This is a genomic window from Alysiella filiformis (assembly GCF_014054525.1).
Lineage (GTDB): Bacteria > Pseudomonadota > Gammaproteobacteria > Burkholderiales > Neisseriaceae > Simonsiella > Simonsiella filiformis.
In genome coordinates this window covers 607,635-628,775 of the sequence record NZ_CP059564.1, presented here as the reverse complement: position 1 = coordinate 628,775, position 21,141 = coordinate 607,635, and the positions used below count along the sequence as shown (strand labels likewise).

General features: G+C 48.0%; 3 protein-coding genes. All 3 read right to left on the bottom strand.

Translation table 11 applies throughout. The features are described 5' to 3' along the window. Positions 1 to 69 precede the first annotated feature (69 nt). The 3 genes from recC to H3L97_RS03100 all read right to left on the bottom strand — a co-directional run bounded on the left by recC (position 70) and on the right by H3L97_RS03100 (position 20,646). Positions 70 to 3,501 carry an exodeoxyribonuclease V subunit gamma gene (recC, locus tag H3L97_RS03110; protein ID WP_097114391.1) on the bottom strand — a complete coding sequence of 1,144 codons (3,432 nt, stop codon included), beginning with the start codon at positions 3,499 to 3,501 and terminating at the stop codon, positions 70 to 72. A gap of 189 nt (positions 3,502 to 3,690) precedes the next feature. Next, complete coding sequence (locus H3L97_RS03105; RefSeq protein ID WP_097114390.1) at positions 3,691 to 4,590, bottom strand: OmpA family protein; 900 nt, start codon at positions 4,588 to 4,590, stop codon at positions 3,691 to 3,693. A gap of 69 nt (positions 4,591 to 4,659) precedes the next feature. Then, positions 4,660 to 20,646: a YadA-like family protein gene (locus tag H3L97_RS03100; RefSeq protein ID WP_182073089.1), complete on the bottom strand. Its 15,987-nt coding sequence runs from the start codon at positions 20,644 to 20,646 to the stop codon at positions 4,660 to 4,662. Between the last annotated feature and the right edge of the window lie 495 nt (positions 20,647 to 21,141).

Here is a 21,141-nt window from a genome sequence, read left to right as displayed (position 1 = left end):
CGTTATTTTCATCAAAAAAATAAATCATCATCACAAAAAAGGCGGATTGTGTATCCGCCTTTTGCTTTTCTATGCCCCATCTTGCCCCGATAGGGCTTTCAGGCAGCCTGACAATGGCGCAAACAGATTTTCGGTTAAAGCGCGAAACGCGGGCAACAAATACGGCAATTCATCTTCATCGTTGCGCCCATAAATCAATTTGACTTCGGGATAATTGTCCTGCCCATTCACATTAAAACCTGTGTGGTACACGCTGGCGGCGGCTTCAATGGCTTTTTGCCATGTGGCGTTTTCGGGTTTGCTGGCGGTGTAGAGCGCGTTGGCGGCTGCCAAATTCACGCGCGGAAAAAACGGCTGTGGCGCAAGCTGCCCTGCCTGATACGCGGCAAGCCAAAGTGCCAAATTGTCCTTTGCCACATAGCGGTCAATGGGGGGCAGCGATGTGGTTTCTGTTAATTGAATCAAGTGTGTGGCTTGTGGCGTGTCGTCTGTGGTGGCGCAATAAATCAGGTGCAAAAGCAGCAATTCAATTTTGTCACTGGCAAACAAACGCCCGTGTTCATTGCCTTGATGCAAAAACTGCGTGGCATAAATGATTTGCCCCATTTCGTGATTGTGGTTCAGGCGAAAATTCAGGCTGCCTGAATCGGTGTGCAAAGTGCCTTTGCGTTCAGGGCGACGTGGGCTGTGAATCAAATCGCTGCGAATCAATGCCGCTTTGCTGGCGTATTCATGGCGCACCAATTCGCCCAATTTGCCTGTGGGCAACAGGCTTTTTGCCGCCAATTCGTTTGCCAACTGTTCAAAATCTTGCCCTTTTTGACGCGCTTGCACATAGGCATCGGCAAGCTGGCGTGGCGTGTCGGGGATAAACGGTTCTTCACTTTGCCATGGATTTTGATGATATGGGGCTTGCCAATCCAACTGTTGCCGCAAATAATGCCGAACGGGGTTGCGCCAAAATTGAATCAATGATTTTTGTTCTATGATTAAATGATTTGATGATATGGGGTTTTCAGGCAGCCTGTTGATAAAAGGCAGCAACTTTTGAGCAGGCACATTCAAAGCCGCCGCATAATCTTGGCGACTGCTGAACAGCGCGTGGCTGCCTGAAAAATACTGCCGCGAAAACGCCTGCAAAGGGTGCTGAATCACCCAATTTTGCATCAAATCGCTGGTGGGAATGTTGCCCAAATGCGCGATGGTGTCGCCCAATTCATTCAACAATGCCGATGGCGCACGCATTTCATCGGTGCGTATGTCTTTGCCCACAAACGACAAATACAAAACTTCACGCGCCGACAAAATCGCTTCCAAAAACAAATAGCGGTCGTCATCGCGGCGAGCGCGGTCGCCTTTTTGCGTGTGTTTGGCAATCAAATCAAAGCTCGATGCCTTGGTGGTGCGTGGAAAATCGCCATCGTTCAAACCGATTAAACACAAAACCTTAAATGGCAGCGAACGCATTGGCACCATGCTGCAAAATGTGATGCCACCGCGCAAAAATCCCGCCTCACTTTGCGTGGACAAAAAGCGATTAATGTGCTGAATGGCGGTGTCGGCACCGATGGCTGCCTGAAAATCCGCCAATGCGCTTTCAGCCAGCCAATCGGCAAGGGCTTGTTCCAACTGTTGCACGGCATGTTGTTCTTGGGTGGGAATGTGCAACAATTCGCTTTGCAAATGGCGAATGCGCTCGCACCACCCGCCAATATGACAAGGCGATTGCCATTGTTGGCGAATTTCATTCAATTTTCTGATGAAAATGGCAAAATTACTCAAAGCATTTAAATCATCTGGGCGACTGGCGTGTGCCATGGTGCCTTGCCACAAGGGGGCATTTTCAGGCAGCACGAAACCCAAAATCAGCCGCTCCAAACCTTGTTGCCATGTAAACAGGGCATGTGAATCACCATATTGGGCGCGTTGCTGCTGGTCTGCACCCCAACGGATATTGAGTTGCGCCACGGTGTCGTGCAACAGGGGCAAATCTTCGCGGTTCAGATTGAATTTTTGCAAAATCAAATCGCTGTCCAAAAGTGGGAGCAATTTGTCGGTTTCAAAGCGGCTGCCGAGCAAGCCCAAAATTTGTTCCAAAGCATACAAAAACGGCTGGCGGCGCGACAATTTCACATCGGAAAGGCAAAATGGCAAAGGCGTGCCGCCACCGTGTTCGCCAAACACTGCTTCAATAAAAGGGGCGTAGGGTTCAATGTGGGGGGTCAGCACGGCGATGTCGTGTGGTTGCCAATCGCGGTTTTGGTGGAGCAACTGCAAAAGTTGGTCTTTCAAAATTTGCAATTCGCGCAATGGGCTGTGTGCGCTGTGAATTTGTATGCTGTTGTCGGCGCGAAATTGGGCGATGTTGCGCTGTATGCGTTTGTCTTCTGAATTTAAATCGGCATTTTCATCAATTTTTTTGATGTTATTGTGGTAAATTTGGGCGATTTCGGGCTGTTTGGGCAACACGTTTTCTTGCAAATGGGCTTGGTGTTGTGCCATAAAATCGTGTTCTTGATGGGCAATTTCAGGCAGCGTTTGGGTTTGTATGTGGTATTGCAAGCTGTGCAACAGGCTGCCTGAAACGGCATTTTCGTCAAAAACGGGAATATCCAGTTGAATATCGGCTTCGGTTAAATCATTGAAAAAATCGCGCCCTTGTTTGCCCAACGAGGCGAGCAAGGGGTGTCCCTGTTGGCTCAAATCAAAATCATGTTGGTGCTGCAAAATTTGGGCGGGTTCAATCACATTGCCCCAATATTCCGCGCTGGGGTTCAACGCCAAAATATGCACTTCGCTGTGCAACGCCAGTTGTTTGAGCAAAGCCAAATACATCGGCGCAAGCGTGGCTATGCCAAACACGAAAAAGCGTTCAGGCAGCCGCACTTTGGGTTGCGCCAATTCTTGCATCAAATCGTGCCAAAGTTGGGCGCGGTGGGCGGTTTGTTGCTTGCCATCGTCCAAATATTGCCACAACGCCATTTGCCAATCTTGTTCGGCGGCGGATTTTGCGTCCAACTGGGCAATGCGTTTGCCTGTTGCCCACGCTTCAATCCAATTTGGGCGGTAAACCAAATATTGGTCAAACACGTCTGCCAGTTGCGCGGCAAGCTGATAGGCGGCATATTCGCCATTTTGCAAATAGCTGTGTAGCGCGTTGTGGGCTGCCTGAAACTGGGGCGCACTGGCAAATTCGGGCGATTGAAACAGCGTCAGCAATCGCCATTGCAACACGGGCGTGGAAAAAGGGTTGAGCGCAGGGGTGTTGGGCAACATTTCGCGCGTGAGTCGCCAGCTCAAACCCGCAGGCAGGCTGAATCGCAAATTGGCGGCAATGCCTTGTTTTTCTGCCAAATATTGACTGATAAAACGGCGCATACCTTGGCTTTGTACCACAATTTCTTCGGCAGCCATGGGGTGTTGCAAGGGCGTCAGGCTTTGCAAACGCACCATTAAATCGGCAAGGTATTCCAATTTATTGGATTGATACAAGTGGAGCATAAAAAATCCCTGTTCACAAAGGGTTTTCAGGTAGCCTAAAACCTTTGCAAAACGCCTAAAATTTGATTTTTCAAAATTTTCATATATTGAATTTTAAGAAATTTTTTTCAAAAAGCAAACTGAAAGCAACAAAAGCAGCCCGTTCCCACCAATTTTGGGAACAGGCTGCTTGTTTTTCAGGATAAGCGATTAGCGTTGTTGCATGGTGCCATCAGAGTTGAACTGCAAACCCGTATGACCGTTTGCGCTGCCAGCGTGAATGCCGTTTACTTCAATTTCAACGCGGCGGTTCGGTTGCAAGCATGCGATGTATTCGGTGCGGTTGCCATGGTTCACACACTGTTTCACAGGTTGGCTTTCGCCAGCACCATAAGCATACATAATCGCGCGTGGCAAGCCGCGTTCAGCCAAGTAGCGGCGAACGGTTTCAGCACGTTGTTGCGACAACAGCATATTGTAGTGGTCGCTGCCCATCAAGTCAGTATGACCTGTAATGCGAATGTGGTCAAGACGTGGGAAGGCGCGCAATTGTGCTGCCAAAGCGTCCAATTCTGCTTTACCACGGTCGTTCATGTTTGCCTCATCGCCCTTGTCAAACGCAAACAATGCGTCAGCCGACAGGGTAAAGCGTTGTGGTGCAGGTGGAATTTCAGGTGTGGGTTTGGCAATTTCAGGTGGGCAAGCCGCATTCACAGGGTCCACCGCTTTCCAATGAAAGGTACGCGCAAACTTTTGGTTGTCAAACAAAATCTTGTATTGACAAGTGGTTACGCCTTCGGTGCCTTGACCAGGGGTGTTGAAATGGAACAGATAATCCCACTCACGCACACGGAAACCTTCGCTAAATTGTGGGCGACCAATCAGGTTATACAACATGTCTTTGGACATACCACTGCGAATGTTTTTCAGGTTTTCCATATTGGGGAAAGTGCCACGGTCTTTGTTGAAAGACGTGCTGCGTGGATTGGGCCACACCAATTCATCGGCGGTGCCATCGCTATTGACTTTGGTGCCTGCCACTCCATAACTGCTGACCAAGGCGGCTGCCAATGCCATCAGTGTCCATTGTTTCAATTTGGTTTTAATCATTGATTTGATTCCTTAAATTTGCTTTCAGGCAGCCTGCCTGAATGGTTCAGGCTGCCTGAAAGGTTGATGTTACCACTGATAGCCAGCGCCTACGGTTGCACCGAATTTGCCTTTGCTGTGTCCGCTCACAGAGCCTTTCACAATCCAGTTACCGCCATCGGTAATGGCAGAGAAGCCCACGGCATAACCTTGTTTACCGCGATAGGTGCTGCCTGCAACGGCTACCATGCTCTTACCTGGCAAGTAAACTTGTGGTAAGCCTGCGGTTGCCATGGCGGCTGCCACACCTGCCGAAGCCAAATTATCTACATCATTGATTTGTTGGGTCAAAGTACTACCAACTGCGTGCAAATCGCCAGCATTAACCACATTATTGCGTACACCATCTTGGTTACCATGTTTCATAATCAAGCCATGACGCTGACTTGGTGTCAGTTTATTAACATCAAGACCAGCCTCAGCAGCCACATCACGTACAGCACTGTCTACATTGCTAATGCTTACAGGTGCTTCAACATATTGACCTGCTACTTGCGTACTTGCACCTACCATACGAACAGTATTACTTGGTGCTGAAACATTGCCATCATACGTACCTGTGGTTACATTAAAGTTATTTTTATTACCTTCCATGTAAGCCATTGGTGTATTGACTTTAACAACAACAGTACCATTAGCCGAACCTTTGACTACGCTTGAACCAGTACCATCACTAAACAAAATGGTATTGCCTGTAATTGGTCCTGTAACATTTTCATCAACCTTCATATTTGGAGCAACTTTATCTACGGTTACAGTACGCGCTGCATTGTAGTCAATCTTGTTGTTCAGATTGCCTGCAACTGCATACAACTGGCTACCGTTAATCGCGTCCGTGCTTTGCTCACTCAACAAGCCTGGGGCAACGTTTTGGATACGGCGTGTTTCGGTATCGCTACCTACGCTTACCACACCCTTAACTTGGTCGCCACCTGCAAACTTGTTGGCTTCGGTCAAACCAACCACGTTTTGCGATGTCAGGTTAGCAGAAATGCCTGCTGTGCGACCTGTGCTGGTGTTAATGCTGTTTTGAGCAGCAATCGCTTCATTGGCTTTCAACGCTTCCAATGCGGTAGTGGCATTGGTTTGTGCGTCTCCCAAGGCTTTTTGTGCCTTTTCCCAATCTGCTTTCAGCGCGTCAGCTTTGGCTTGGGCTTCAGCTTTTTTCTCTGCTGTGGCATTGTTCAAATCGGTTACCGCTTTGGCAGCCAACTCATAGGTATTCTTCAATGTGCTTTCGGTATCAGCAGCTTTTGCCAGAGCATAAACTTGCTCATCAGCCGCTTTCACCAAATTCTCATCGGTACCTGTTGCATAAGAGTAGCCCGTTGCATTACCCAAGAAGATGGAGTTGGCTTGGGTTTGCTTGATGTTGTTACCAATTGCAAAGGTGTCATCAAATGCCAAGGTGTTGTTGTTACCGAATGAGTACGAAGCATCACCTGTTACCAATGATGGGTCGCCAATTGCACCCGAGCCTTTGCCCGTTACCACGTTGCCAGTACCAATTGCAATGCTGTCTTGACCCAAGGCTTTGGCTTCACGTCCCATTGCAATGGCTTGTGCGCCTGCGGCTTCTGAACGAGAGCCGATTGCGGTCGCCCATTTGCCTGATGCGCTGGAATCCGTGTCATTTTCGCCTTGAATCGCACGCAATTTACCCGTACCGTCATTGGTGTGGAAGAACTGAATACCTTGTTCATTCATGCGACCAATTGCTTCAAGCACGTTATTGGTAATGTAGTTTTTCTGACCTTCAACGTTATACGTTGTCATCGTATAGTTGTTGGAAACAGGGGTATTGGATACGTTACCGTTAATGACCGTGATGTTGCTATTTGGGCTAGCAGGTATCACAAGCGCGGTGTTAATGGTGCTTGTACCATTTGGAACAGTCGCATTATTTGTGCCATTTGGCGTAGTGCCATTCTGTACAGGAACAAGTGTACCATTTGTTGTGGTTACATTTTGGTTGTTACCACCTACCACTTGGTAGATTTGATACAACTGGCTGCCATTTACCGCATCGGTGCTATTCGCACTCAAATTGCCATTGGCAACATTCAGGATTTTGTTACCACCCACATCAACAGTAGCGTTACCACCCACAGTCAAATTACCTTGTGGTGCAACATTCACGTTGGTCGCATTCATGGTGTTGAACGTTACATTGTCTTTGGTGGCAATGGTCAAGTTCTTACCGTCTTGCGTCAAGTTCATGTTGTTGCCTGCGGTAAAGGTCATGGTGTCGCCTGCCTTAACAGAAGTGTCGCCTGTTGTGTTGGCTACGCCTGTGCTGTTTGGTGCAACCGCAGTTGTGGAGTTCCAGCTTACGTTGTTGATGGTGTTCACCACATCTTGGGCTGTTGCCAAGGTTGTGCCTGCATTGCTTGGGGCGGTGCTTGGCGCAGTCGTGTTACCTGCTGGGCTGCCTGAAACATTGGCACCCGTTACGTTACCCAATTGTGCTTGACCTGTGGTGTTCACAGACATCGCTTGGGTTACACCTTGAATGGTAATGATGCGTTTACCGTCTTTGGTCATACCCGTTACGCTCACACCATTTTCGCCCACAAATTCCACTTCGTTAGACGATTTCACAGCGTCAGAGTAGTTATTGCCTTTGGCAGATACCACCCAACCCAAGTTGCGCAAATCGCCCACAGTTGCCACGGTATTATCCGCTACTGGTGTTGGCAAGTTGTTGAAGTTAATCAGGCTGTTATTCACTGGCGCACCTGTATTGCCCAATGGCATAGTGGTAACAGGTGTTGGGGTCAAGCCACTTGTTGCACCAATAATGGTTACAGGTGCAGAAGTGTTACCGCCTACCAAACTTACTGTGTTGGTTGGTGCATTGGGTTTGCCATCGGCTGTGGTCGTGTTGCCATTGCCATCAACGTATGCCAACGCGCTGTTGAAGGTTACGCTGGTCGCTTTGCCTTCTTCATCGGTGGTCACAACCGCAGTTGTGCCTGTGCCGTTTACAAAGTTCACGGTGTCGTATGGTTTCACGAAGTCTTTGGCTTCACCATTGCCTTGAATGTTCCAGCCTGCATTCAACACGTCGCCTACTGTGGCGGCGTTGTTGTACATCGCTTTCACATCTTTCGGTGCTGGTGCCTCGGCAGACTTGCTCACATTGGCAGGAACTGCTGCGGTGTCAGTTGGCTTGCCATCTGTACCGATGATGTTGTCGCCTGCATTGTAAGTGGGTGCCAAGTTACCGTTCACGTTTGCCAAAACGGTTGGTGCGGTGGTGTTGTTGCCCGCGCTGTTCATGGACGCGATGATTTTCGGTGCATCGGTTGCGCGTGGGTCAATCACATCGCCTTCGCCATTAGGCTCTTTGGTAAATGTGCCATCGCCTTTTGGACTTGGGTAAACGCGTGTGCCGTCTTGCAAGGTGTACACAACAGGTTGTTGGCTGTTGTTGTTCAACGCTTGTGAATTCACGTTGAAGGTAACATTGGTTACTTTGCCGTCTTTGTCGGTTTCAACCACTGCGGTCGTGCCTGTGCCGTTCACGAAGTTCACGGTGTCGTAGGCTTTCACAAAGTCTTTGGCTGCACCATTACCTTGTACGTTCCAGCCTGAATTCAAGATGTCGCCTACGGTAGCGGCATTCTTCACATTCAAGTTATCTGGCAAGCTGGCGTTGGTTGTTACAGGGGCTTTCGCTGTGTTGTACACATCGTTGTTGAAGGTATCAGGCAGGTTGCCTACCAAACCGTCAATCTTACCTGTTGTGCTGTTGATGGTAATTGGGTTGCTTGCATTGCTGTTACCACCAATCTTCACAGTGTCTGCCAAGTTGAAGCTCACGTTGTTGTTGTCTGACGCTTTGCTGATGACAATGTTGCCATCGGTGTTGTTCAAATCAACCACTTCGCCTGCGTTCACCACGCTGCCGTTTGCACCATTGGCACTTACGGTAAAGCCTGCGTTGTTAATCGCGTCTGCCAAGTCTTTGGCGTTCACGAATTTGTTCTCATCGCCTGCTTTGGGTGCTTCCACTTTGCCTGCTGGGGTGCTGCCTGTACCGTTGGATACGGTCAAGGTGGTGTTCGCCACTTCCACGTTGTAAATGGTTTGACCATTTGCACCTGTGCTGTTGCTTACCGCAATCGTGCCATTGGCTGATGTTACTTCTGTCTTCGCGGCTGCTGCGGCTGCCTGAACATCGCCAATATTGGCTACGTTGGTCAAGGTCGCACCTGTGACGTTGCCAATCGCATTGGCAATGGCTTTCTTATCGCCTGCGGTTGGGTTGCTTACATTGGCAGCAGGAACTTTGCTTTCTGCGCGTACGCCACTTGCCACATTTTGAACTTGTACAGGTTCTGCGCCCACAAACGTTGAAGTGTTGCTTGGCGTAGAAGTGTCGTCCTTATTGGCATTCACATACGCAATCGGGCTGTCCACTTTAATGGTGCTTGTGCCATTGGCATCGGTGCTCAAGCTCACGCTTGTGCCGTTACCGTTCACAAAGTTCACGGTTTCGCCTGGGTTCACCAAAGTGCTGTTGGCATTGTTGGCACTCATGTTAAAGCCTGTTTTGTTGATGGTTTCAACAATGTCGCCCACATTGGCAACGCGTGGTGCATCGCTCTTATTGGTTGTGGTTACATTGGCAGCGTCCACTACGGTGCCGTCCACTTTCACAAACGTGCCATCTGGACGTTTGGTCAAAATGTCGCCTTTTTCATCGGTGTATTCAGGCGAAGTACCCACTGTGGCTTTGCCGTTTTCTGCATCGGTGTTGCCCATTATAGGTGCTGCGCTGATGGCTTGCAATTTGCCATCTTTGTTCACAATCACGGTTGTGCCATCTACATCAGCGTTGTAGCTCACGTTGGCAATGGTACCATTTGCATTAACCGATACATTCGCGATGGTGCCTGAGCCGTTCACAAAGTTCACGGTGTCGTAGGCTTTCACGAAGTCTCTGGCTGCACCATTTTCTTGTACGTTCCAGCCTGAATTCAAGATGTCGCCTACGGTAGCGGCATTCTTCACATTCAAGTTGTCTGGCAAGCTGGCGTTGGTCGTTACAGGGGCTTTCGCTGTGTTGTACACATCGTTGTTGAAGGTATCAGGCAGGTTGCCTACCAAACCGTCAATCTTACCTGTTGTGCTGTTGATGGTAATTGGGTTGCTTGCATTGCTGTTACCACCAATCTTCACAGTGTCTGCCAAGTTGAAGCTCACGTTGTTGTTGTCTGACGCTTTGCTGATGACAATGTTGCCATCGGTGTTGTTCAAATCAACCACTTCGCCTGCGTTCACCACGCTGCCGTTTGCACCATTGGCACTTACAGTAAAGCCTGCGTTGTTAATCGCGTCTGCCAAGTCTTTGGCGTTCACGAATTTGTTCTCATCGCCTGCTTTGGGTGCTTCCACTTTGCCTGCTGGGGTGCTGCCTGTACCGTTGGATACGGTCAAGGTGGTGTTCGCCACTTCCACGTTGTAAATGGTTTGACCATTGTCGCCTGTGGTCGATTTCACATCAATGGTTTCATTTGGCGATTTCACTTCCGTCTTCGCGGCTGCTGCGGCTGCCTGAACGTCACCAATATTGGCTGCATTGCTCAATGTGCTGCCATTGGCATTGCCAATCGCATCGGCAATCGCTTTTTTGTTTTCTGCTGTTAAGGTTGCTTTATCGCCAACTGGGGTATCCAAATTGGTTACGCTGCCCACACCGCTGTTCACGTTTTGTACAGACACAGGTTTAGCCTCATCTGCACCCACAAACTTCACGACATTGGTCGGTGTATTGGGTTTACCCTCTGTGGTCGTGTTGCCATTGCCATCAACGTATGCCAACGCGCTGTTGAAGGTTACGCTGGTCACGTTACCCTCATCGTTGGTGGTCACAACCGCAGTTGTGCCTGTGCCGTTCACAAAGTTCACGGTATCGTATGGTTTCACGAAGTCTTTGGCTTCACCATTACCTTGAATGTTCCAGCCTGCATTCAACACATCGCCTACTGTGGCGGCATTGTTGTACATCGCTTTCACATCTGCTGGGGCTGGTGCTTCGGCAGACTTGCTCACATTGGCAGGAACTGCTGCTGTGTCAGTGGGTTTGCCACCTTCAATGATGTTGTCGCCTGAATTGTAAGTCGGTGCCAAATTGCCTTTGACATTGCTCAAATTCATCGGTTTGGTGCTGCTGTTGTCTGCCGTGTTCATGGACGCAATCACATCAGATGCGGGTACTTCTTTCGCACCATCATTGGGTTTGCCATCGGTCAAATCTGCTGCTTTGTAGAACTTACCGTCATCGCCTTTGGCAACTTTATCGCCTGCTGCATTGGTGTACACCACGGGCAATTGTGCTGCTTCGGGTGCTTGGACATCAATTGTGATTTCACGAACACCTTCTGCATTTGTTTTGCCTGTTACGGTTGCGCCACCTGTGCCGATGAATTTCACTTCATTGGCGTTTTTCACCACATCTTTGTATTCGCCCGTAGTGGTGCTCACCACCCAGCCCATATTTTGCAAATCGCCTACTGTGGCTACTGCATTGCTGTTTACAGGCGCGTCTTCGCTGCCAACCAAATCAACCAAGTTCGCAGGTACTTTGCCTGTGGTCGTGGTTGTCAATGGGTTGGTTTCTACTGGCGTTACATTCAGGCTGGAACCTACACCTGTGATTTGCGTGGGTTTGCCATCGGCTGATGTGATGTTCAAAGCCGTTGAGGGTACGCTGTCTTTGGCATTATTGGTTGCAGGTTTCGCATCTTCTGCTTTGAACGTTACAGATGGTGCGGCTTTGTCTGCTGCTGGCGTTATAGGCGTTGCACCTGTTTTGGGTACACCGTTCTCAACATCGCTTGGGTTGTAGTAGTTGTCGCCTACTTTCACCAAAGGATTGCCTTTTTCATCTACTTTGCCACCACCAATCGTTACATTGTTTTCAAATGTTGGATTATGGCTGGTTGCAAAGGTAAATTCAGAACCTTTTTGGGCAATGTTGATGTTGTCGCCTGCGATGAATTTCACCAAATCGCCTGCGTTCACCAACTCGGTTGCGTTACCTGTATTGATGCCGCTGCCTACTTTGCCTGAATCCACGTTAAAGCCAGCTTCATTAATCACTTTTGCCAAATCGCCAGCATTCACAAATTTATTTGCATTGTCTTTGCTGGGTTCTTCAACTTTGCCTGCTGGCGTAGCTGAAGGCGCACCTGTGCTGCTTGTACCGTTGGATACGGTCAAGGTCGTGTTCGCCACTTTTACGTCATAAGTGGTCGCACCTGTGGTTTCGTTCACATCTGGTGTTACAACAATGCTCTTGTCGCTTGAATCCACTACGGTTTTGGACGCATTCAATACTGCCTGCAAATCGCCCACATTAACCGCATTGGTCAAGTTTGGTGCGCTCGCGTTTTCAATTGCTTTGGCGATTTCTGCACCTGTGGGTTGTGCTGGGTCTTTGGCATTCACGGTATCGCGTACACCACTTGCCACATTCTGAACTTGTACAGGTTCTGCACCCACAAATTTAGATGTATTGCTTGGTGTGGATACGTCTTCTGGCTTGTCCTTATTCACATAAGCGATTGGACTGTCCACTTTAATGCTGCTGTTGCCTTCGTCATCCGTAGTCAAGGTTACAGTTGTGCCGTTACCATTGACGAAATCCACTTTCTCACCTGGATTCACCAAGGTTTCGTTGGCATTGTTGGCACTCAAGTTGAAACCTGTTTTGTTGATGGTTTCAACGATGTCGCCCACATTGGCTGCCTTACCTTCATCACTTACTTTTTCAGTCACTACGTTATCCGCCAACACTTCTGTGCCGTCCACTTTGGTGAACTTGCCATCAGGCTGCTTGGTCAAGCGTTCGTTGGTACCTTGTTCTGTGTAAATCTCAGATTCACCAACGACTGCCTTACCTTTTTCTGCATCGGTGCTGCCCATTTCTGGCGCAGAGCTAACGGCTTGCAACTTACCATCTTTGTTCACAATAACGGTAGAACCATCAACGTTCACACTGTATGTCACATTGGCAATTGTACCTTCTGTATTGACATCAACTTTGGCAGTTGTGCCTGTGCCGTTCACAAAGTTCACGGTGTCGTATGGTTTCACGAAGTCTTTGGCTTCACCATTGCCTTGAATGTTCCAGCCTGCATTCAACACATCGCCTACTGTGGCAGCGTTGTTGTACATCGCTTTCACATCTGCTGGGGCTGGTGCTTTGGCAGACTTGCTCACATTGGCAGGAACTGCTGCTGTGTCAGTGGGTTTGCCATCTGTACCGATGATGTTGTCGCCTGAATTGTAAGTCGGTGCCAAATTGCCTTTGACATTGCTCAAATTCATCGGTCTGGTGCTGCTGTTGTCAGCCGTGTTCATGGACGCAATCACATCGCCTGCTGCCACCTCTTCTGCATCTTTATTAGGCACATTTTTACCTGTCGCTGCATCTTTGGTCACATCTGTAGCTTTGTAGAATTTGCCATCTGCTTTGACAATCTTCTCACCCTCAACATTGGTGTACACCACTGGCAATTGCGCTTCTTCTGCAGTCTTCACATCAATCTTGATTTTGCGAATATTGCCTTCAGTTACACCTGTTACCGTTGCCAATCCATCACCAATAAATTGAACTTCATTGGCGTTTTTCACCACATCTTTGTATTCGCCCGTAGCGGTGCTTACCACCCAGCCCATATTTTGCAAATCGCCTACTGTGGCTACTGCATTGGGGTTCAATGTACTGCTTGTCAAATCAACCAAAGACTGATTCACAGGCGTAACAGGGCTTGTGCCAACAGGATTCGTTGGTACAGTAGTGGTATTCAGGCTGGAACCTACGCCTGTGATTTGCGTGGGTTTGCCATCGGCTGATGTGATGTTCAAAGCCGTTGAGGGTTCGCTGTCTTTGGCATTATTGGTTGCAGGTTTCGCATCTTCTGCTTTGAACGTTACAGATGGTGCGGCTTTGTCTGCTGCTGGCGTTACAGGCGTTGCACCTGTTTTGGGTACACCGTTCTCAACATCGCTTGGGTTGTAGTAGTTGTCGCCTACTTTCACCAAAGGATTGCCTTTTTCATCTACTTTGCCACCGCCAATCGTTACATTGTTTTCAAATGTTGGATTATGGCTGGTTGCAAAGGTAAATTCAGAACCTTTTTGGGCAATGTTGATGTTGTCGCCTGCGATGAATTTCACCAAATCGCCTGCGTTCACCAACTCGGTTGCGTTACCTGTGTTGATGCCGCTGCCTACTTTGCCTGAATCCACGTTAAAGCCAGCTTTGTTAATCACGTCTGCCAAATCATTGGCGTTCACGAATTTGTTCTCATCGCCTGCTTTGGGTGCTTCAACTTTGCCTGCTGGCGTAGCTGAAGGCGCACCTGTGCTGCTTGTACCGTTGGATACGGTCAAGGTGGTGTTCGCCACTTCCACGTTGTAAATGGTTTGACCGTTGTCGCCTGTGGTCGGTTTCACATCAATGGTTTCATTTGGCGATTTCACTTCAGTCTTCGCTGCTGCTGCGGCTGCCTGTAAATCGCCCACGTTCACTGCGTTGGTTAAAGTATTGCCAGCAGCGTTGTCAATCGCTTCTGCAATCTTTTTCTTGTCAGCAGGTTCTAATTTTGCTGCATCACCAACTGGGGTATCCAAATTAGTTACGCTGCCCACACCACTGTTCACGTTTTGTACAGACACAGGTTTAGCCGCATCTGAACCCACAAACTTCACGGTATTGGTTGGGTTAGATGTGTCTGTTGGTGCTGTGCTGTTCACATACGCCAATGGCGAATCAATGCGTACAGTTGTAGTATTGCCATCTACCGTTACATTGGCTTTGGTGCCTTGTCCATTGGCAAAGTTCAACACATCGCCTGCATTGACAATATTGTCTTTGCTTGGTTCTTTGGGGTCTTTGCTGGTGGTGCCGTTGGCTGCTACTTTAAAGCCACTTTCATTAACGGCTTTAACCACATCATCTACAGACGCAGCTTTACCATTGGTGGTATCGCCACTTACGGTACCTGCAGGTTGGGCTGGGTTGGTACCATCATTAACGGTAATGTTACCTGTGGTTAAGCCTGCTTTGGCTTCGGCAACATCAATTGTGATGACATTGGTACCATCTGCCGTTGTATTTGCGCTTACAGTAGCTGCACCTGTACCAACGAATTTCACAACATCAGCATTCTTAACTTGATTGCTGAATTCTTTGCTTGTGTCGCCTGTGGTTTTGTCTGACTGAACCACCCAACCCATTTTTTGCAAATCGCCTACGGTTGCAACATTGTTTGGTGTTGCATTGGTCAAATTAACCAAACCAGTACGCGGTGCATCTGTGTACGTTGGCAATGAGCTGCTTACATTGGTAATGGGCTTGTCGCCTGCACTGATACCATTTTTGGTAATGGTAATCGGGCTGTCTGCTGTATCAGTGGGTACATTGATGTTGTTGCTGGTTACGTTGTTGAACGTTACATCATTGGCTGTGGCAAAGGTAATTTCTTTACCATTTTGTTTCACAATCAGGTTTTTACCTGCGTTGAACTGCAAGGTCTCGCCTGCTTTAACCGCAAAGTCTGCTTTACCTGCTTGATTGTTAAAGTCAGTCTCATCCTTACCAATGGTTACATTGTGCGAAATGTTGTTCATCACATTTGCCAATGTGCTGGCGTTCACAAATTGTTTGCCTGCCTCGCCTTCTGGTGTTTTAACGGTGCCATTTGGATTGTTTTCCAAATTGGTGGTGGCAACTTTAACGTCATAAACGGGCGCACCTGTGGTTGCATTTGTTGATGGGGTTACAGTAATGCTGCCATCATCTGATTTCACTTCGGTTTTGGCTGCACTTACGGCTGCCTGTAAATCGCCCACGTTCACTGCGTTGGTTAAAGTATTGCCAGTGGCTTTGTCAATCGCTTCTGCAATCTTTTTCTTGTCAGCAGGTTCTAATTTTGCTGCATCACCAACTGGGGTATCCAAATTGGTTACGCTGCCCACACCACTGTTCACGTTTTGTACAGACACAGGTTTTGCCGCATCTGAACCCACAAACTTCACGGTATTGGTTGGGTTAGATGTGTCGGTTGGTGCTGTGCTGTTCACATACGCCAATGGCGAATCAATTCGTACAGTTGTTGTGCTGCCATCTACCGTTACATTGGCTTTGGTGCCTTGTCCATCGGCAAAGTTCAACACATCGCCTGCATTGACAATATTGTCTTTTGTTTTGTCAGCACTGTCTTTGCTGGTGGTGCCGTTGGCTGCTACTTTAAAGCCTGTGTTGTTGATGGCATCGCCTACGGTGCTGGCATTAACCAGTTTATCACCTTCACCAGTAGGTTCTGTACCTGTTACTTTACCGTCAGCTACATTCAAAGTGGTATTTTGAGGTGGTGCGGCATCTACGGTTGCCGAAATGGTAAAGTTTTGACCATCTTGTTTAATGGCAATGTTTTTACCTGCTTTAAAGGTTACGGTATCGCCTGTTTTAACGGCTGTTTTCGCTGCACCTGTAACATCACTGGCTTTACCGCCATCACCCACGGCAGCCTGAACATTAAAGCCCAAGTTGTTCAAGGTATTCGCCAAATCGCCAGCATTTACGAATTTGCTGCCGTTGGTTGTATCAGGGGTTTCAACTGGACTACCTGCATTTACCTTCAGGGTAGTATTGGCAACATTGATTGCACCTGTGCTGTCATCAATATTTAAAGTATTGCCTGTATTGACTTTCAAATTACCCTGCTCATCAACTTTAACGGTTTTATCATCGTATAAAGTATTGATGGTAATATTGTTTTCAGCCTGTGATACAGAAATTGCTTTGCCACCTGAAATGGTTACGGTTTCGCCCGCGCTCACATTTGAAGTAACGGTCGTGGTGGTATTGCCGCCAGTGGTCAAGTTAAAGGCAGCCGAATTGATGGCATTTGCCAAAGTCGTGCCATTAACCAAGTTGTCGCCACCTGTGGTAACGCTTACTGCACCTGTTGGTGCTGCGGTTGTGGTTACGGTGGTGTTGGCAGACACGTTGTAATTGGTTGTGCCATTTTCATTGCGTGAATCGGTTACCACAATACCATTACCAGCACTCACGCTGGCTTGCGTATCGCTGTCAGTTGGTGCCTGAGTTGTACCTGTTGCAACCAATTTACCGTCTTTAATTTGAATGGTTTTGTTATCCACCACCACGTCATATTTGATGCTGGAAACCTTACCCTCTGCATCAGTGGTAACATTTACGGCAGCTCCATTGCCATCAATGAAATTAACGGTATCGTATGGACGCACGAAGTCCTTAGCTTGACCTTTTTCTTGCAAATTCCAACCTGCATTCAACACATCGCTCATGCTGGCTGCCTGATTTTGAACAATATTGGCAGGCGCAGTACCGCTTGTTGTTGGGTTGATTGGCAATACGGGAGCCAAACCTGTGATGGTACCTGTCGTACCATTGATGGTAATGGGTTTGTTGGTGGAGACACTGCTGTCTCCCACTTTAATTGTGTTGTTTAAACCAAAGGTAACATTGTTGTTGTCTGCACCTTTACTGATGACAATATTGCCATCGGTGTTTTTCAAATCAACGGTTTCACCAGGGTTTACCAAAGAATCACCGCTACCATTGGCACTCAAAGTAAAGCCAGATTGATTGATGGCATTGGCAACAGTTGTACCATTCACCAAACGGTTGCCTGCATCAGCAGGGGTTTCGGGTACAGCAATGCTACCATTGGTGTTGTTGTTCAAAGTGGTGGTGGCAACGCTCAAATTGCCATCGGCATTTTTCACAATGCTGGTGCCGTCCACATTCACTGCCAAATCGTAGTTGGTCGTACCATTTTCATTGGCAGTTGGACTGATTTTCACGGTTTTGTCGGTAGAATTAACGCTAACTTGGGTATTGGTATCTGTTGCCGCTTCACCTGTTTTTTTACCTGAGACTTTGTATTCCACTTGACCTGTGGTGGCATTGGTGCCTTTAACAACAGTAATGTTGTCGCCAGCCACAACAGCAGGCATTTCCTTCATCACAGCGTAAAGCTGCGAACCGTTAATCGCGTCAGTTGAAGTTTCGGAAATTTCGCCTGCTGCCACGTTTTGCAAGCGGCGTTCGCTGCCTGAAGCACCGATTGTTACCACACCATTGGCGGTTGCACCCGCAAAGCCGCCATAAGTAATGCCTTTCACGGTTGCACTGCTTACCGTACCTTTATCGCCTGCTGTTGTGGTGGTACCTGCGGTTTGGTCGGATTTCAAGGCTTTTGTACCAACAACATTACCTGCTGTGGCTTCGCTGTCTTTACCCAAATAAACGGAATTGCCAACCGTGCCGTTCAAAGATTTGGACACATTGCCCACATCGGTTTGACCACGGTTTACGCCACTACCCAACACAAAAGTATCGTTGGTGGTAATGGTGTTGTTGTTACCAATAGAGTAAGAGCCTTCGCCTGTTACCAAACTTGGGTCGCCGAATGCACCAGAGTTATTGCCTGTAACATTGTTGCCCAAGCCGATAGAAATTGAATTTTCACCACTCGCCAAAGCGTCATGACCGATTGCCACAGCATTTTTGCCAGAGGCATTCGTATCAGTACCCATTGCAACAGAAGATGAACCCCATGCGCGTGCTTTTGTACCAATGGCGGTTGAAGACAAGCCTTTTGCCAAAGCATTGGCACCGATGGCATTAGAAGCCACGCCCAATGTTTGTGAACCAGTACCGATTGCCAACGAAGCATCGCCAATGGCAGCCGTGTTGGGATAAACCTTTGCATTGGCACCAACAGCAGGCAAATAAGCCGTTAAATTGGCATTAACATCATTTCTGAATGTGCTGTAGTTTTTACTCACATCATCAGCAGCCACGCCCAACAAATCAGCCAAAGCAGCTGATGCTTTTTCCAAATCATCACCACCAATGGCAACCGATGAATTACCCAAAGCACGGGTATCGGCACCCAAAGCCACACCTTGGTCGCCATATACCACAGCACGATTACCCACTACCGTGGCTTGGTTGATGGAAAAATTGGCATTTTCAGATTTTGCCCACGAACCCACAACCACATCGCCAAAGCGCGATTGGGTAGAGGCATTGTAACCCACTACCGTTAAAGGCATATTTTCAGCAGAACCTGTACCAACAGCTACAACACCGCCTGTTGGTTTCTTAAATTGAGTATTAGCACCAATTGCAATGGAACCCAAAGCACTTGAATTTGCACTGCTACCAATAGCAATCGCATCAATACCCTTAGCACGAGCACCTGCACCAATCGCGGTATCACGCGTATTTTCTGCACGAGCTACCGAACCCATGGCAATAGAATCGGTACCATTGGCAAACACATTGGTGGTGTTGGTGTAGAGTTCAGGTGATTCAGACATACCAATGGCAATGGAACGTCTACCCAAAGACGTTGCCGATTGACCCATAGCCAAAGAGCCTTCACCAATGGCAGACGCTACCACGCCATAGGCTTGAGAGGCATTGCCCAATGCCACTGCTTGGCGACCTACTGCCACGGCATTGATGTTGGCGGTTTGGGCTGATGAACCAACTACCACACCACCACCAATAGACTGGGCATTGGCACCAATTGCCACACCCAAGCTGCGTGCCACACCTTGCCCCCCACCTTGAGAACTCACATAAGCATCATCACCAATGGCAACGCCCCCCCCCTCGGCTTGTGCATCACTGCCAATGGCTACCACAGATGAAAAAATGGTTTGGCTGCTGTTTGCGCGCTCCGCAGCCACCAAAAAACCACTATCAGTACGGGTTTTAACGGTTGAATAAGGATTGCGATACCAAATATGCCCTGCACCAATCTCACCGCTACCTGAGTTACCTTGGGCACCCTCACCAATTATTACTTCACGTTCTGAAACGGAAGAGGCATCTTTACCAATCAAAATGGACTGAAAACCCAAATTACCAATACTGGCACCCGTACCGATAGCCACTGAATCCGCAGCTTGGGCACGTGTACCACGACCAATGGCTGTGGTATTGGCTTGATTTGAAATTACGCTGGTACCCACACCAATGGCATGATTACCTGAAACTGTAATGTTGGAACCCATACCAATGGCTTGCGCACCACTTGATTTGGTACCCGCACCAATGGCAACGGAACCTGCACCAGACGCATTGGAAGCCACACCAAAAGCACTGCTTGCCAAACCAATAGCTGCACCGCGCATACCTACTACTGTACTTAAATCACCACGCGAAACAGCTCCCACACCAATTGCCATAGAAGCCTGACCAGAAGCATTGGTTCGGGTGTAATCCGCAGGTACCAAAGCCTCACCTGCAATCTTTGCAAATTCACCATTAACGGTACCATTACGCGCAACAATATCCAAATCATCGCCACCAATGGCAACAGATGAATTACCGAATGCGTCTACATTGGCACCCAAAGCAATACTTTGCGCACCCACAACCTTGGCATCTGCACCAATGGCAATACCTTGTGAAGAATTTGAATAGGCTTTACCACCTAATGCGATAGCCCCTAAATTAACCGCAGAAGCATTAGAACCAATTGCAATAGAAACATGGTCTACATTGCTACCGCCACCTGTTGAATCGGCATTTCTACCAATGGCAATATTGGCGATACCTCCATGGTCTCTATTACCAGAGTAAAAGGCTTTTGAACCTGCGCCAATGGCAATATTATCGCCTGCATTGCCTACATCAACAGCAGAAGTATTTACAACACCCGCATTTGTAGTGGTACAAGCCATTGTTACCCCCGTAACCCAAGTTCTATCCTTGGTTGTGGAAATGGAGGCACTTGTTAACAAAGTTTGTGCGTTTGTTCCCCCAATGGCAACCTGTGCGGCTTCTGCGGTGCCACCCACACCCAATGCGGCAATGGCTGCCGCAATTACGGTTTTGGTGGATTGTGATTTTTTGCCTTTGGCGGGCATGATTTCCGCCACTGCAACATAAGTTCCTGTGCTTTCGTTGAATACAACGCGATAGGTATGATTCATTTTTTTATTTCCTATAAAAATTCAAATTATTATCTTAATGACTGGGCTTTCAGGCTGCCTGAAAGCGGCACAAATTCATTCTCTCAAAGCAATTTCTGCGCCAACTGGGGCTTTTTGCTGTGCTGTGTATGATTTTTTACATTTCGCCATTTCAGGCAAGACAAATCTTTACACTTCCAAAAGTAAAAATGTTGTTCATTTTATCACAAAAAATTGTTTTTTTCACGCAAGTTTCTGGGTTTTAATTGCTTTAATTTCATGTGCTTAATGCTATTCAATCAAGCAAATAGTTTGCGCTCATGGCTTGTGCATGACTTTGTGGAAAAGCTGAATATGGTTGATGTATAAGCTGTGTATGGTTTTGTGAAATTTTGTGGAAATTGTGGCACAATCTTGTCCAATATGACTTTTTCAGACTGCCCTGCGGCACACGACATTTTTTGACGCTGCCGCTCGTTTATCTCTTACCATTCAAGGGAGGGAATAAGTATGGGT

What these genes read in the sequence shown, in the direction of transcription:
- recC (WP_097114391.1), bottom strand. Translation starts at nt 3,501, where the DNA reads ATGCTCCACTTGTATCAATCCAATAAATTGGAATACCTTGCCGATTTA.
- H3L97_RS03105 (WP_097114390.1), bottom strand. Translation starts at nt 4,590, where the DNA reads ATGATTAAAACCAAATTGAAACAATGGACACTGATGGCATTGGCAGCC.
- H3L97_RS03100 (WP_182073089.1), bottom strand. Translation starts at nt 20,646, where the DNA reads ATGAATCATACCTATCGCGTTGTATTCAACGAAAGCACAGGAACTTAT.